General features: G+C 68.7%; 11 protein-coding genes. 4 read left to right on the forward strand and 7 right to left on the reverse strand.

Annotated features, from left to right (window positions below):
• Window positions 1-89: 89 nt before the first annotated feature.
• The 4 genes from sdhA to OV207_RS37205 all read right to left on the reverse strand — a co-directional run bounded on the left by sdhA (window position 90) and on the right by OV207_RS37205 (window position 5,149).
• Window positions 90-1,967, reverse strand: coding sequence for a succinate dehydrogenase flavoprotein subunit (gene sdhA, locus OV207_RS37190; protein ID WP_193430144.1), 1,878 nt, complete (start codon window positions 1,965-1,967; stop codon window positions 90-92).
• 233 nt (window positions 1,968-2,200) lie between these two features.
• Complete coding sequence (gene mdh, locus OV207_RS37195; RefSeq protein ID WP_193430145.1) at window positions 2,201-3,142, reverse strand: malate dehydrogenase; 942 nt, start codon at window positions 3,140-3,142, stop codon at window positions 2,201-2,203.
• 30 nt (window positions 3,143-3,172) lie between these two features.
• Window positions 3,173-4,468 carry an NADP-dependent isocitrate dehydrogenase gene (gene icd / locus OV207_RS37200; protein ID WP_193430146.1) on the reverse strand — a complete coding sequence of 432 codons (1,296 nt, stop codon included), beginning with the start codon at window positions 4,466-4,468 and terminating at the stop codon, window positions 3,173-3,175.
• A 177-nt stretch (window positions 4,469-4,645) separates the two neighbouring features.
• The gene (locus tag OV207_RS37205; RefSeq protein WP_227028030.1) at window positions 4,646-5,149 is read right to left on the reverse strand and encodes an ATP-binding protein; all 504 of its coding nucleotides are present in this window, start codon (window positions 5,147-5,149) and stop codon (window positions 4,646-4,648) included.
• A 444-nt stretch (window positions 5,150-5,593) separates the two neighbouring features.
• Here OV207_RS37205 and OV207_RS37210 point away from each other — a divergent pair, with 444 nt between their 5' ends.
• Entirely contained in the window at window positions 5,594-7,744 is a 2,151-nt protein-coding gene (locus OV207_RS37210) for a hypothetical protein (RefSeq protein ID WP_267559799.1), read from the forward strand.
• Between the two features lie 13 nt (window positions 7,745-7,757).
• Window positions 7,758-8,504 (forward strand): iron-containing redox enzyme family protein, encoded by a 747-nt coding sequence (locus OV207_RS37215; RefSeq protein ID WP_267559800.1) that lies wholly within the window; start codon window positions 7,758-7,760, stop codon window positions 8,502-8,504.
• A gap of 58 nt (window positions 8,505-8,562) precedes the next feature.
• Here the strand turns inward: OV207_RS37215 and OV207_RS37220 are convergent, their stop codons facing one another.
• Window positions 8,563-10,236: a bifunctional 3-(3-hydroxy-phenyl)propionate/3-hydroxycinnamic acid hydroxylase gene (locus OV207_RS37220; RefSeq protein WP_324291601.1), complete on the reverse strand. Its 1,674-nt coding sequence runs from the start codon at window positions 10,234-10,236 to the stop codon at window positions 8,563-8,565.
• Between the two features lie 426 nt (window positions 10,237-10,662).
• Between OV207_RS37220 and OV207_RS37225 the strand changes: the two genes are divergently transcribed.
• Together OV207_RS37225 and OV207_RS37230 are read left to right on the forward strand one after the other, a co-directional pair.
• A complete protein-coding gene (locus OV207_RS37225) occupies window positions 10,663-11,457 on the forward strand; it encodes a class I SAM-dependent methyltransferase (RefSeq protein ID WP_193430151.1) in 795 nt (264 codons plus the stop codon).
• Between the two features lie 107 nt (window positions 11,458-11,564).
• Complete coding sequence (locus tag OV207_RS37230) at window positions 11,565-11,765, forward strand: hypothetical protein (RefSeq protein WP_193430152.1); 201 nt, start codon at window positions 11,565-11,567, stop codon at window positions 11,763-11,765.
• Window positions 11,766-11,825: 60 nt separating this feature from the next.
• Here the strand turns inward: OV207_RS37230 and OV207_RS37235 are convergent, their stop codons facing one another.
• A complete protein-coding gene (locus OV207_RS37235; RefSeq protein ID WP_227028031.1) occupies window positions 11,826-13,064 on the reverse strand; it encodes a cytochrome P450 in 1,239 nt (412 codons plus the stop codon).
• A 193-nt stretch (window positions 13,065-13,257) separates the two neighbouring features.
• Window positions 13,258-14,721 (reverse strand): o-succinylbenzoate--CoA ligase, encoded by a 1,464-nt coding sequence (gene menE, locus OV207_RS37240; protein ID WP_267559802.1) that lies wholly within the window; start codon window positions 14,719-14,721, stop codon window positions 13,258-13,260.
• Window positions 14,722-14,726: the final 5 nt, after the last annotated feature.

Below are 14,726 nucleotides of genomic sequence, written 5' to 3' on the forward strand. Positions count from 1 at the left end.
GCTCGAGCCCTTCCCTTCACTGCCAAATCAGGTAGCGGAGTCCCGCGCCGTACCGCACGCGGGTCCGAGAAACAGTCGCCTGCCCGCGCCTATGCGTACCAGCGCGGCTCGGGGTCCAGCACCGGCGTCGGCAGGTCCTGGTAGGAAATCTCCGGGCCCTGGGTCGCGTAGCTGGCGATGGTCGTCTTCGCCCACTTCTCGTGGCGCTTCTTCCACAGCTCCATCCAGGTCGGATCCTGGCGCGGATCCTTCGTCTTGGGCTCCGGCAGGGAGAAGTCCGGCTTGTAGTGGGCGCCGCGGCTCTCGTCGCGCATGAGCGCGCTGGTGGCGATGACCTCTCCCAGCTCCAGCATGTTCCAGACCTGGTTGGTGTAGGACAGCGCGCGGTTGGCGACGACGCCCGTGTCCAGCACGTTGACGCGGCTCCAGCGGTCCTTCAGGTCGCGGATGCGCTCCACCGTCTTCTTCAGGCGGTCGTTGTAGCGCACCACGGTGCAGTTCTCCGTCATCACGTCGCCCAGCTCCTTGGCGAGCTGGTACGGGTTCTCCGCGCCGTTCATGGCCTTGATGGTGGCGAAGCGGTCCACCCAGTAGGCCTTCGCGTCGTTGAAGTACTTCTCCGGCATCGCCGCCGCGCTGACCTCGTTCGCCTTGGCGAAGGACGCCATCGCCGGGCCGCCGATCATGCCCGAGTAGATGCACGACAGGAGCGAGTTGGCGCCCAGGCGGTTCGCGCCGTGGAAGGCGTAGTCCGCCTCGCCCGCCGCGTACAGGCCGGGGATGCGCGTGGTCTGGTTGACCGGGCTGCCGTCCTTGGGGGTCTGCGTCTTCGCATCCGCCTCGAAGGAGACGTGCAGGCCGCCCATGGAGTAGTGCATGCCCGGGAAGATGACCATCGGCGTGTGGCGCGGATCATCCCCGACGAACTTCTCGTAGATCTCCATGACGCCCTTGATCTTCGCGTCGAGCGTCTTGGCCGGGATGTGCGTCACGTCCAGGTACACGCCGTCGCGCCCGCCCAGGCCCATGCCCAGGTCGCGGCAGACCATGAAGATCTCCCGCGTCGCGACGTCGCGGGGCACCAGGTTCTTGTACTTGGGGTACTTCTCTTCCAGGAAGTACCAGCGCTCCGACTCGGGGATGTCCCGGGGGGCGCGCACGTCGCCCTTCTTGCGCGGCACCCAGACGCGGCCACCCTCGCCGCGCACCGACTCGCTCATCAGGCGCAGCTTGTCCTCGCCCGGGATGGAGGTCGGGTGCACCTGGATGAACTCGCCGTTGGCGTACAGCGCGCCTTCCATGTACGCGCGGCCCGCGGCGGTGCCGGTGTTGATGATGGAGTTGGTGGAGCGTCCGAAGACGATGCCCGGCCCGCCCGTGGCGAGGCACACGGCCTCCGCCGGGAAGGTGCGGATCTCCATGGTGCGCAGGTCCATGGCCACGCTGCCGATGCAGCGGCCGTTCCCGTCCTTCACCGTGCCCAGCCACTCCCAGTACTCGTACTTGGTGACCTTGCCCTCCGCCTCGTAGCGGCGCACCTGCTCGTCCAGCGCGTACAGCAGCTGCTGGCCGGTGGTGGCGCCCGCGAACGCGGTGCGGTTGTGCAGGGTGCCGCCGAAGCGGCGGAAGTCGAGCAGCCCTTCCGGCGTGCGGTTGAACGTCACGCCCATGCGATCCAACAGGTAGATGATGCCGGGCGCCGCGTAGCACATGCCCTTCACGGACGTCTGCTCCGCGAGGAAGTCGCCGCCGCGCAGCGTGTCCATCACGTGGATGTCCGGGTGGTCACCCTCACCCTTCGTGTTCACCGCGCCGTTGATACCGCCCTGGGCACAGACGGAGTGCGAGCGTTTGACCGGGACGAGCGAGAGCACGTCCACCTGGTGACCCGCCTCCGCCAGCTTGATCGTCGTCATCAGCCCGGCGAGACCGCCGCCCACCACCGTGAATCGCGCTGCTGCCGCCATCATCGTCTCCTTGACTGCCAGATGCCGGGCCCTGCCTGCGGTGGGTCGCTTGAAGCCGCTTCGCGACAGCCCACCCGCGCCCGATCATCCCGTGCGAGTCCTACACGCTAGTTAACTTGGAAAAATACCGCCGCAACGACGGTGCGCCGGACGATAAGCCCGGATCATTCGCGGCATCAGGCGGCGGCCCGCCGGCAGCATTCCGGCGGGCCCGACCGACCGATGCGTGAAGGCTACAGCTTGACGAGCTCCACCGTCTGCTTCACCGACTCGTAGGACTTCTTCAGTTCAGCCTTCTCCGCGTCGTTCAGCTCCACGGTGATGACCTTCTCCACGCCGCCCGCGCCGATCTGCACGGGGACGCCGAAGAAGAAGTCGCTGATGCCGTACTGGCCCTTGAGCATGGCCGCGGCCGGCAGGACGCGCTTGCGATCAAACAGGAAGCTCTCCGCCATGGCGATGGAGGAGGCGGCCGGCCCGAAGTAGGCGCTGCCCGTCTTGTACAGGCCCACCAGCTCCGCGCCGCCCTTGCGGGTGCGGTCGATGATGGCGTCCAGCTTGTCCTTGGCGATGAGCTGGGTGAGCGGCACGCCGCCCACGGTGCTGTGGCGAACGAGGGGCACCATGTCGTCGCCGTGGCCGCCGAGCACCAGCGCCTCCACGTCACGGATGGAGGAGCCCAGGGCCTCCGCCACGAAGCACTTGAAGCGGCTGGTGTCCAGCACGCCCGCCATGCCCACGACCATGTTGTCCGGCAGGCCGGCGATCTTGTGGAGTGCGTACACCATCGCGTCCAGCGGGTTCGCGACGTTGATCACGAAGGCGTTGGGGGCGTGCTGCTTGATGTTGCCCGCCACGTCCCGCATGATCTTCAGGTTGACGTCGAGCAGGTCCTCGCGGGTCATGCCCGGCTTGCGGGGCACGCCGGCCGTGATGATGATCACGTCCGAGCCGGCCACGTCCTTCCAGTCCGTGGAGCCGGTGACGCGGCAGTCCAGGCCGTCCACCGCGGACAGCTGGTTGATGTCCAGCGCCTTGCCCTTGACCAGACCTTCGGCCGCCGGGATGTCGTAGAGCACGACGTCGCCGAGCTGCTTCTGGACCGCCAGCAGGGCCAGGTTGCCGCCAATCTGACCGCCGCCGATGAGGCCGATCTTCTTCTTCTTGTGAGCCATGGTTTCGCCCTCTTGCTTACCGGGTGGGGACTACATGTGCTTGATGATGGCCTGACCGAACTCCGAGCACTTCACCTCGGTCACGGTGCCCTGCGACTCCAGCTTCATCAGGCGCGCGAAGTCATAGGTCACGGTGCGCGCGGCGATGGCGCGGTCCATGCCCTTGATGATCAGGTCCGCGGCCTCGTGCCAGCCCAGGTGGCGCAGCATCATCTCACCGGAGAGGATGACCGAACCCGGGTTCACCTTGTCCTGGTCCGCGTACTTCGGGGCCGTGCCATGCGTCGCTTCGAAGATGGCGTGGCCGCTGACGTAGTTGATGTTGCCGCCCGGCGCGATGCCGATGCCGCCCACCTGCGCCGCGAGCGCGTCCGACAGGTAGTCGCCGTTGAGGTTCAGCGTGGCGATGACGTCGAACTCGTCCGGACGGGTCAGCACCTGCTGCAGGGTGATGTCCGCGATGGAGTCCTTGACCAGGATCTTCCCCGCGCCCACGGCCGCCTTCTGCTCGGCGTTGGCGGCGTCCTCGCCCTTGGCGGCCTTGGTCGCCTCCCACTGATCCCAGGTGTAGACCTTGTCACCGAACTCCTTCGCCGCGAGGTCGTAGCCCCACTTGCGGAAGGCGCCTTCGGTGTACTTCATGATGTTGCCCTTGTGGACGATCGTCACGCTCTTGCGCTTGAGGTCCACCGCGTACTGGATGGCGGCGCGCACGAGGCGCTCCGTGCCTTCCTTGGACACGGGCTTGATGCCGAAGCCGACGTCTTCCTGGAAGCGGACCTTCTTCGCGTCCTTGGGGAACTCCTGCTGCAGCCAGGCCTGGAACTTCTTGGCGGCCTCCGTGCCGGCCTCGAACTCGATGCCCGCGTAGATGTCTTCCGTGTTCTCACGGAAGATGACCATGTCCACCTTCTCCGGCTGCTTCACCGGGCTGGGCACGCCCTTGAAGTAGCGCACCGGCCGCAGGCAGACGTACAGGTCCAGCATCTGGCGCAGCGCCACGTTCAACGAACGGATGCCGCCGCCCACCGGCGTCGTCAGCGGGCCCTTGATGCCGACCAGGTACGTGCGGAAGGCTTCGATCGTCTCATCCGGCAGCCAGTTGTTGACCTGCTTGAAGGACTTCTCTCCGGCGAGGACCTCCAGCCAGGAGATCTTCTTCTTGCCGCCGTACGCCTTCTCCACCGCCGCATCGAACACGGCCTGCGAGGCCTTCCAGATGTCACGGCCAGTGCCGTCACCCTCGATGTAGGGGATGATCGGGTTCGCCGGCACGTTCAACTTGCCGTTCTGCAGGGTGATCTTCTCGCCAGAGGGAGGCGCCATGAACGCAAACTCCTGAGTTGGACCGGGTATTGAGAGGCGGCGGATACTCTGGAACCCGCCCCCGGTCGTCAAGGAGTTTGGCCGCGCGGCACCGGGTTTGGACGCACCGCAAGTGCGCCGCGCTTATCGCAGCCAATGGCCGGAAAAGGCGGGGCCGCGTTTCCCAGGTTTCGCGGGCTAGAAGCTCGCGAGGCCGGGCGCGGGCAGCTGGATCACCACGCCGGTTCCCGCCTCCAGCCGCTCCACGGACAGCTCGCCGCCCATGGCGTCCACCAGCTCCCGCGCCCGCGCCAGGCGCCGGTGCGTGGTGCCCACGCGCAGGGGGGACAGCACCACCGAGCGCACCTCCCGCTCGGACAGGGCCACGCCCGGCATCACCACCTGGAAGCGCGGTCCCACGTCCCCGAAGTCGTCCGGGGGCTCCACGACCACCCGCACCGTGCGGGCCTCGGGGGTCGCCGTGTCCGCCGCGTGGGCGATGAGCAGCAGGAAGACCTGCTCCAGCCGGCGCCGGCTGACCCGGGCCATCACCGGGTCCTCGGGCAGCTCCAGCGCGACCTCCACCCCGTGCAGCCGCCGCGTCGCCCCCAGCAGCCCCAGGGCGTCGCGCGCGGACTGCGCCACGTTCACCTGGAAGACGTCCGGGAGATCCACGGACTCCAGCCCGCCAGACGGTGCCATCCCGCCCCCTGGTGACCCGTTCGCCTCGAGCGCTGCGCTCATTCGCGTCTCCCCACCCTTGACCTGGAGCAGAAACCATAACGGCCGTCTCTGACAGGCGTCCATTGCACGGCCGTCGGACAGTGTTCGTTTCTCGGTTTCTGTTTTGGGGCCTTACAGTTATGCGCCATCTTGGCGATGAAGATGTGCCTCCCGGGTACGCATTACTCCTCGGAAAACCCGTACCCCGCCTTGGTCGGTTTTGACCCTGGGTGAGTCAACCCAGGGGCAGGAAAAACAGTCCAGGTGCATAAATTCGATTTGACTGTTACGGACAGATTCCCCATGATGCGGTCCCAGAATCCAGAGCCGTCAGCGTCTTCACTGAATCAGGGAGGGAGTGTTGTGCTCGCAACATCGCCGACCATGACTGGTGTCGCTGCCCGCAGAAGGGGTGTCCTGACGATGGATGGAGGGATTCCGGCATCCGCGAAGTTCCGGCACGCAATCGAGTTCGGCAGTGGCGATGCGCTGCGCAACGTGATCCCCCTACCTCCCGCTGAAGCGGCCCTGGATGACTCGGGCTATTCGCTGCATGGCACCGGTCCCACGGCCATCACCTGCGCGCTGGGCAGTCCCGACGCGGTGCTGGGTGAAGTGACCCGGCTGAGCCCGACGGTGGTGTGGGTGGCGCCGCGGGAGCCCCAGGTGGACACGTCCGAGGCGCGGACGTTCCCCGTGTACCTGTCCTTCAATGGGGCGACCATCGGGCCGCTCAACGGCGCCTTCATCCGCACGGACGCGGACATGCCGCACGCGCCGGTGGGGCTGCAGCTGGTGGGCGTGACGCTGGAGCAGGGCCGGGAGATCCTGGCGTTCCTGGCGGACGCGCTGCGCCGGGGCGTGGCGGAGCCGGCCGCGTCCGCGCTGCCCGTGCAGGACACCATCGTGGATCCGGAGCGGATCCGCTCCATCTTCTCCGCCATCTGCGCGTCCGGGAACAAGGGCGTGCTGCGCCGCCAGGGCCGCGTGGTGCGCATGGTGCTGGAGCGCTTCCACGCCGCCTCCGGCCAGTTGGAGTGGCGCACCGAGGAGCCCACCCCGGACTGGGGCGACCCGGCGTACGACATCGACGTCATCGGCTACAACTCCGCCTACCGCCTGCGCGCGGAGACGGGCCATGGCGAGGGCGACCGCCTCTTCACCACCCTGCCCGCCCAGCTGTTCCGCATCCGTCACCGCTGGCACCGCCGCGTCCCCGCCCCCGAGGGCATCCGCGCCCGCTTCCACCACCCGCTGTGGCGCGAGCAGGGCCTGCTGCGACGCGAGGTGCTGGACCTGTCCTTCTCCGGCCTGTGCGTGCGCTGCACGCCGCAGGACCTGATGTTCCCGGGGCTGCTGCCGCCGCTCATCGAGCTGGAGCTGGGCGACGGTCAGCTGGTCAGCGTGCGCGGGGAGATCCGCTACGTCAGCGGCGTGCGCGCCGACGGCACCGTGCTGTGCGGCCTGAGCGTGCTGCCCTATTCGTCCGACGAGGCGCGCTGGGTGCGCTTCGTGTCGCAGACGATGTCCCCCGCGACGCGCACCAGCGAGGGCCTGGTGGATCAGCTCTGGGACCTGTTCAACCGCTCCGGCTTCTTCAGCCTGGGGGGCAGCTCCCCAGAGGAGTTCGAGGAGCTGAAGCACAACTTCGCGACGCTCGCCAAGCGCGCCGCGGAAGTGCCGCAGCTGTTCTGCCAGGCGGTGTGGCCGTCCGAGCGCGGCATCGAAGCGACGCTGTCCTTCACCAAGCCGTACCGCCACGCGTGGCTGGGCCACCAGGTGGCGAAGCGGCCCGGCAAGCCGCCGCCGGGGGTGCAGGAGGCGGGGCAGATCATGCGCGACATCTACCTGCGCACGTTCGAGCACCCGCAGAGCGACCCGGACTTCCACTGGGTGATTGCCTACGTGGAGGCCCTCAACCCGTGGATCGCCAAGGCGCACGTGCGCTACGCGGAGCGCCAGATGGCGACCGGCGCGGGCCTGGCGTTCACGCGGAAGATCCAGAAGATGAAGGCGTTCAGCCACGAGCTGAGCGGCCGCGACCACCGCGAGTTCGAGGTGGGCCCCGCCACCGCCGGTGAGCTGAGCCTGCTGGCCGCCACCGTCGCCCGCCAGTTCCCCAACTGCTATGTGGAGTCGCTGGACCTGACGCGGGACCGGCTGGACATGACGCCCGTCACGCAGAAGTGGAAGAGCTACGGCATGGAGCGCGAGCGCTCCATCCTCGTGGCCCGCCGCCACGGCATCCCCTACGCCGCCGCCGTGATGGAGCTGGGGCAGTTGGGCGCCAACCTCTTCCGCCTGCTCGACAACACGCGCATGTTCTCGCTCGTCGAGGACGGGACGCGCGCCTATTCGGCTTTGATGGACGCGGCCCGGAACTGGTACCTGGCGCGCCGCCGTCCCTCCTTCCTCTACCTGCGCGAGGACGAAGGCGGCAGCTACGTGCAGGAGTGCGGCCTGCACGACGGGCCGGATCCCTACATGTGGATCATCTCCTCGAAGCTCGTTCCGGACTTCCTGGAGCACATCAGCGAACTCACCATCGGGCGCCGCGGTGCCCACTCCCGTTGAGGACTGTCCCCCCATGAGCAAGCCCCTCGTCGATACCCAGTACCTCCCCCACGTCTCCGACGTCCGCCACGTCCTCGCGTCCGGCCCCCACGTGACGACGCTGCTGGACGAGAAGGTGGATCCCGCCCTGCTGGAGGGGTTCCTCATCCAGCTGTGTGCCCTGGGCGTGTACATGACGGAGCCCGTGGACGGATGGATCCGCCGCGCCGGTGAGGCCTGTACGAAGGTCGCGGGCCTGGAGGAGGTCGGCCGGCAGCTCATCTCCCACGCCAAGCACGAGGCCGGTCACCACCTGATGATGGTGGCGGACACCAAGAGCCTGGTGGCCGGGTGGAACGCGCGCCGCATGCCCAAGCTGGACGCGGAGCAGTTGCTCGCCCAGGCCCCGACGCCGGCCATGCTGGAGTACCGGCAGATCCACGAGGACACCATCAACGGTGCCATGCCGGGCGCGCAGGTCGCCATCGAGTACGAGATCGAGAACCTGTCCGTGGTGTTCGCGCCCCGCCTCATCGAGCAGTGCAAGCGCGTGCTCGGGGATGACGTGATGAACTCGCTGACGTTCATCAAGGAGCACGTGGAGCTGGACGTGGGCCACACGGCTCTCAACGAGGTCATGCTCAACAAGCTGCTGAGCCAGAAGCCCGAGCACGCGGACACCATTGGCAAGACGGGCGCCCGCGCGTTGGACATCTACCTGCGCTTCTACGGCGACTGCATGGAGAAGGCGAAGCGGATGCTCCAGGCCGCCGCGGCCTGAAGTCCCTGTTGCTGAAGACGCCGACGGTGGAGCTCCAGGCCCTGCGCGGGCCTGGCGCTCAGGCCCCGATGGACGTGATGCGGCGCGACACGCGGCTGCTTCGGCGGCTGAAGGGCCGGACGTCCTTCTTGAGCGCGGCATGGACCTGCGCGACGCCCGCGCGGTTCGTGGCCGCGTAGACGTACCGGTCCGGCCGCAGGACGACCAGGTCGGACGCGTGCTGGGCGAACCACTCGCCGAGCTTGCCCTCCAGGTCCACCACCTCTCCGGCGCGCCCCGCGCCGGAGCGCGCCGCGGGCGCCACCGACAGCCAGACACCGCCGATGTCCTCCGCCAGGGCCTTCGCGGCCTGCTGCACGTCGGCGGGCGCGCCCGGCCGCGTCAGCACCGCGAAGCGCTGCCCGATGACGTCGTCGAGCGGACGCTCCCCTTCCTCACCGTGCTCCACGCGCGGCTGCGGGAAGTAGGCGCCTTCGCCGGCCTGCTTGGACTTGCCGCGCTTGCCGCCGAAGAGGAACCCCTCCGCGTGGAAGAGGTTCGGCTTCATCTTGTACTCGCGGATGAAGGGGCCGGTGACGGGCATCCGGTACAGCAGGTTGATGAACGCGTTGCGCGCGCGGGCCATGAGCGGGCCGCCCGAGGACAGCATCGACCCGAGCGCGTCCGACATCCGCATCATCTCCGCCGCGTGCGGCCGACGCTCCACCTCGTAGGTGTCCAGGAGCGACGCTTCCGCCGCGCCGTTGAGCACGTGCGCGATCTTCCAGGACAGGTTCGCCGCGTCGCGCAGGCCGGAGCACACGCCCTGGCCCAGGAAGGGCGGCATCAGGTGCGCCGCGTCCCCGAGCAGGAACACCCGGCCCACCCGCCACTTCTCCGCCATGCGGCTGTGGTAGGCGTACAGGTTGACGCTCTTGACCCGCACCGAGTCCGGGTCGATGTACGGGGCGATGATGCCGCGCACGTACTCGGGGCTGCGCACGTGCTCCAGGTCCTGCCCGGGCCGCACCACCGTGTCGAAGCGCATCTCGTCGTGCGCGGTGCGCGTCACGATGCCCACGCGCTTCGGGCCGCAGGGGTAGTAGGTGAAGTCCGGCGCCGACGACGGCGTCTCCACGGTGATGGCCAGCGCGTGCGCGAGCGCCGTGGTGCCCTCCAGCTTGAGGCCCAGCCGCCGGCGGATGCTGCTCTTCGCGCCGTCGCACGCCAGCAGGTAGCGCGCGCGCAGCGTCAGGGTGCGGCCCGTGGCCGCCTCCTTCACCCGCACCGACACGCCGTCCTCGTCCTGCATGAAGGATTCGACTTCGTGGCCGCGCCACAGCGACACGCTCGGGAAGCGCCCCATGCCGCGCGTCAGCGACGCCTCCAGGCGCGGCTGGCTGAACAGCGACCCGATGAAGTGCCCGTTGGGGCGCTCCACCTGGGTGAAGTCCACCTCCGCCAGCACCCGCATCTCGTCGTCCACGTACGTCATCTTCAAGCACGGGTGGAAGCCCGGCCCCAGCTCGCCCGTGAGTCCGGCCGCCTGGAAGATGCGCTGCGCTTCGTCGTCCGCGTTGATCGCGCGCGACTGGGTGTGCGGGACCGTCTCCTTTTCGATGACCACGGTGCGCAGCCCGTACTGCCCCAGCAGGTTCGCCGCCATGGCACCCACCGGGCCGCTTCCGACGACGATCACATCAACAGATTCCGGAGCCATTACTCCCCTCCCGTTGTGTGCGAGCTGATCCATCAACCGTGCTACCGAGCGACCTGCCGACCGAAGCCCCCCCTCGGTCGTAGTTAAGGATACTGCCAAACCCTTGCAACCCCGCGAAAACATCGATGTTTCAATGTTCCGCGGTGATCCACTCCCCGGCCGTGTCGGCGCCGGTCCCTCAGTACTTCCACCTATTCTTAAAACGCACCCCCCCAAAAACCTTGCATGTCTGCCCATACGACGGCGCGCGTGCCCCCCTGCGGCGCGTCCCAGGGGGCGTATATTCCTGCAAGGCTTCAAAGTTACGCACCAGCGGCATGGATTCGGTGTCTGGATTTGAATCCGGGGCAGGTGGATGTGCGCTGATACACCCGTCGGGCGCCTCTTGTGCGTCGCCCTGGAGTGGGCGACAGTGGCGGAAGCCGTCTCCCCCTGAGCCCCTTGGAGCGCCCAGCGATTATGCCCAGACTGCAACTTTTCGAGCTAGAGGATCAGCCGTGGTTCCCGAAGGTCCTCCGCCGTGGCGTGACGGACTTCCTGGCCTACGTGTGGAGCCTTTCGGATGACCGCTACGTGGAGTTCGTGCGGCGGCTCAAGGGCGCGATGGCGGCGATGGGTGAGACGCAGCTGCTGGACATGGCGTCGGGCAGCGCGGGGCCGGTGCCGAAGCTGCTGGAGATGCTGGAGTCGCAGGAAAAATACACCGCGACGGCGCTCCTGACGGACCTGTATCCGGAGGTGTCCGCCTTCGAGAAGGTGAAGGCGGCGAACCCGGGCCGCGTGGACTACGTGTCGACGCCGGTGGACGCGACGGCGGTGCCGGCCACGTACAAGGGCTTCCGGATCATGTGCAATTCGTTCCACCACCTGCCGCCGGAAGCCGCGCGCAAGGTGCTGGCGGATGCCGTGGCCCAGCGCCGGGGCATCGCCATCATGGAGTTGGTGGAGCGGCGCGGGCCGGCCATCGCGATGACGGCGGCGGCCCTCATCAACGTGCCCCTGACGACGCCCTTCATCCGGCCCGTGCGGATGGACCGGCTGGCCCTCACCTATCTGATGCCCCTCATCCCCATCGCCGCGGCGTTCGACGGCGTGGTGTCCTGCCTGCGGACCTACTCCATCGAGGAGATGCGCGAGCTGACCCAGGGCCTGAGCGACGACTACGTGTGGGACATCGACCGGCTCACCAACGAAGGGAACCCCTTCGGCCTGATGATGCTCATTGGCCGACCCGCCAATCCGTCGCAGGCCTGAGTGGGCTGTCGGCAGGCGGTCAGTGACGCCCAGGGCCAACGCGAGGCGTCGTGATTTCCAGGTTTGAAGGGCGTTCAATGGCCGCTCCCTCAAGGAGGAGCAAGCCCATGGAATGGCTCGAATTCAAGCGCTGGTCTCCGGAAGTCCAGCACGCGCTGGCGCTTCAGGCGGCCCGGTTGGGACAGACGGCGATGCACGCCGAGCCGCCGCGGCAGTCCGCGACGATGCTCGCCGCGCACCGCCTCTGCACGTTGCTGCGCCAGTACCCGCGCACCAATCCCTGGGGCCACCCCGCCTCGGAGTGCTGAGCACCGGGGCGCCCCGGTCCGCCCGTGGGGCTCACGGGCGGGGCCGGAGCGCCGGGTGGCTCAGCCGTTCCGGGGGGTCCACCGCACGGGCAGGTGCTGGATGGCGCGGATGGTGAGGTTCTGCATCGTCCCGAAGTCCGGGTTCGGCGCGAGGCTCAGGTCCGGCAGCTGATCCAGCAGCAGGTTCGTCGCGATGAGCGCTTCCTGCCGGGCCAGCGGCGCGCCGATGCAGAAGTGGATGCCCCGGCCGAAGCCCAGGTGCGACGGGTGGTGACGGGAGATGTCGAAGCGATCCCCGTCCGCCAGCAGCGCCGGATCCCTGCTCCCCGAAGCGTAGAGCAGCAGCAGCCGGGAGCCCTTGGGCAGCGCGACGCCGGCGAGCTGCACGTCCTCCGTGGCGGTGCGGATCATCCCGTGCGAGACGGAGTCGAAGCGCAGCGTCTCCTCGATGAGGTGCGGCACCAGCGAGCGATCCTCGCGCAGCCGCTGCCAGAGGCCAGGCTGCAGCAGGGCCTGCTTCCAGCACTGGGCGAGCAGCGCGGTGGTGGTCTCATGCCCCGCCGCCAGCAGGCTGCCCGCGATGGCGATGATGAGCTCCGGCAGCGACAGGGCCTCTCCGTCCGCGTCGGTGGTGACCAGGTAGCTGGCCAGGTCGTCGTGCGGATCATTGCGCCGGCTGGCGATGAGCCGGGCGACGTAGTGCTGGAAGGTGACCCAGCTTCGCGCGAGCGGCGGCTGCTCCTCCGCGGGGACGCGCGTGAAGATCATCCGGAAGAAGTCGTCGCACCAGTGCTTGATGTCGGCCATGTCCTCCTTGGGCACGCCCACCATGCCCAGGATGACCCGGACGGGCAGCGGATACGCCAGCTGCGTCACCAGGTCCGCCTGCCCCTCATGGACGAACGCGTCGATGAGCTGCTGCGAGACCTGCCGGATGGGGCCCTCCTGCGCGGCGATGCGCTGCGCGGAGAAGCCCCGCCCCATCAGCTTGCGCAGACGGGTGTGCGTGGGGGGATCCGAGTTCAACAGGCTGTCCGCCAGCGGGTAGCCCTCGGCGAGCACCGCGAGGGTCTCCGGGGCCAGCACCGAGCCCACGTTGCCCATGTCCGCCGACGAGAACCGCGTGGGGTCCTTCAACACATGACAAATGTCTTCATAGCGGCTGACCAGCCACATCCCCAACATGGGGTTGAAGCTGACGGGCGCATCCCGCCGGAGCTCCGCGTAGAACGGATGCGGATCCTCGACGTGTGGGCCCGAGAACGGGTTGTATTGAGCGCCCAGATGGGGGCACTTCATCGCGCCGGGCGCCCCATTTCCGTGAGTTTCGGGTGCAACGCTTCCTGACTGCCCTGCTGCCTTCACTGCTTCCGCCGTGTTGCTCACCGTGAGCTCCCTCCCAGGATGCCCCCCACGGCGGACGACTCTACCCGACCCAACAGGTCGACTCAGCGAGTCTATCTAAACCCACTTGACTGGTCGTGCGGGTGATTCAAGACCCTGCCTGATACATCGGTTGAGACATCGCCTGGCGGCGCAGGACGGTGCGCTCCACCTTGCTCATCGCGTTGCGTGGCAATGTTTCAAGGACGACGAAACGCGAGGGCACCTTGAAGCGCGCGAGCGACTGGCGGCACCACGCGTCCAGGTCCCCCGGCAGCGCGTGGCCGGGGCGCAGGACGACGAAGGCCACGGGGACCTCCCCCCAGTGGGGCTCCGGCACGCCGACGACCGCGGACTCCGCGATGGCGGGGTGGTTTGCGAGCACGGCTTCGATCTCCGCCGGGTAGAGGTTCTCACCTCCGCGCACGATGAGGTCCGTGCGGCGCGACAGCAGCGTGAGGCGACCGCGCGCGTCCAGGACCCCCACGTCCCGCGTTCGCAACCAGCCGTCGCGGAGGGCCTCGTGCGTGGCCGCAGGCTGGTTCCAGTAGCCCGCCATCAGCGTGGGGCCCCGCACCTCCACGTCACCCTCCTGGCCCACGTCGAGCGGCACGCCGTCCGTCCCGACGATGCGCACCTCCAGGCCCGGCAGCGGCGGGCCCGCGGTGCGGCCGTCCGCTTCGTCGGGGCGCTCGGTGGTGACCTGGGAGCAGGCCTCGGTGAGGCCGTAGGTCTGGAGGGCCCGCAGCCCCGCGGCGCGGGCCCTCGTGAGGAGGGCCGTGGGCACGGGGCCGCCGCCAATCAACGCGCACCGGAAGGAGTCCGGCAGGCTCCTGTCCGCTCTTGCGTCCAGCACCCGCTCCAGCGTGGTGGCGACGAAGCTCGCGTGCGAGGCGCCTTCCGTGTCGATGGCGCGGTTGACGGCTTCCGCGTCGAAGCGCTCGTGCAGGAGCAGGCAGCCGCCCTCGTAGGCGGTGCGCGTGAGCATGGCCAGGCCGCCGACGTGGAACAGCGGCAGCGTGCCCAGCCAGCGCGGCGCGGGGTGCGCGCCCAGGTTGGCGGAGGAGGCCCGGCACGACGCGCGGAAGGCGCCTTCCGTGAGCACGGCGCCCTTGGGACGGCCCGTCGTCCCGCTGGTGAACAGGATGACCCGGGGGAGGTCCTCCTCCCAGGCCTGGAGCGAGTCGGAGACCCCGGAGGCATGCGCCGCCAGGGACTCCAGCGGCTGCGCGCCGGGAAGCCGGTCACGGAGGGGTTCGAGCGCGAGCGTGAGTCGGGGGGTGACGGCGTCCAGCAGGGGCCGCAGCTCCGCGGCCGTGAGCCTTGCGTTGAGCGGGGCGAACACCGCGCCCACGCGGCCCAGGGCCCAGAAGAGGAAGGCCACCGCGGGGTGGCTCGTCGACAGCAGCGCCACGCGGTCGCCCTGCCCCAGGCCTCGTGACTCCAGCGCGGCGGTCCAGCGGGCCACCTCCGCGTCCAGTGCGCCGTAGGTCCAGGCCCGCCCCTCGAAGCGCAGGGCCTCCGCGTCCGGGTGCCGCCGCGCGCCTTCGTGGATGGGACAGGTGACACGCATCGTCG

It is taken from the genome of Corallococcus sp. BB11-1, assembly GCF_026626625.1.
GTDB classification, from domain to species: domain Bacteria; phylum Myxococcota; class Myxococcia; order Myxococcales; family Myxococcaceae; genus Corallococcus; species Corallococcus soli.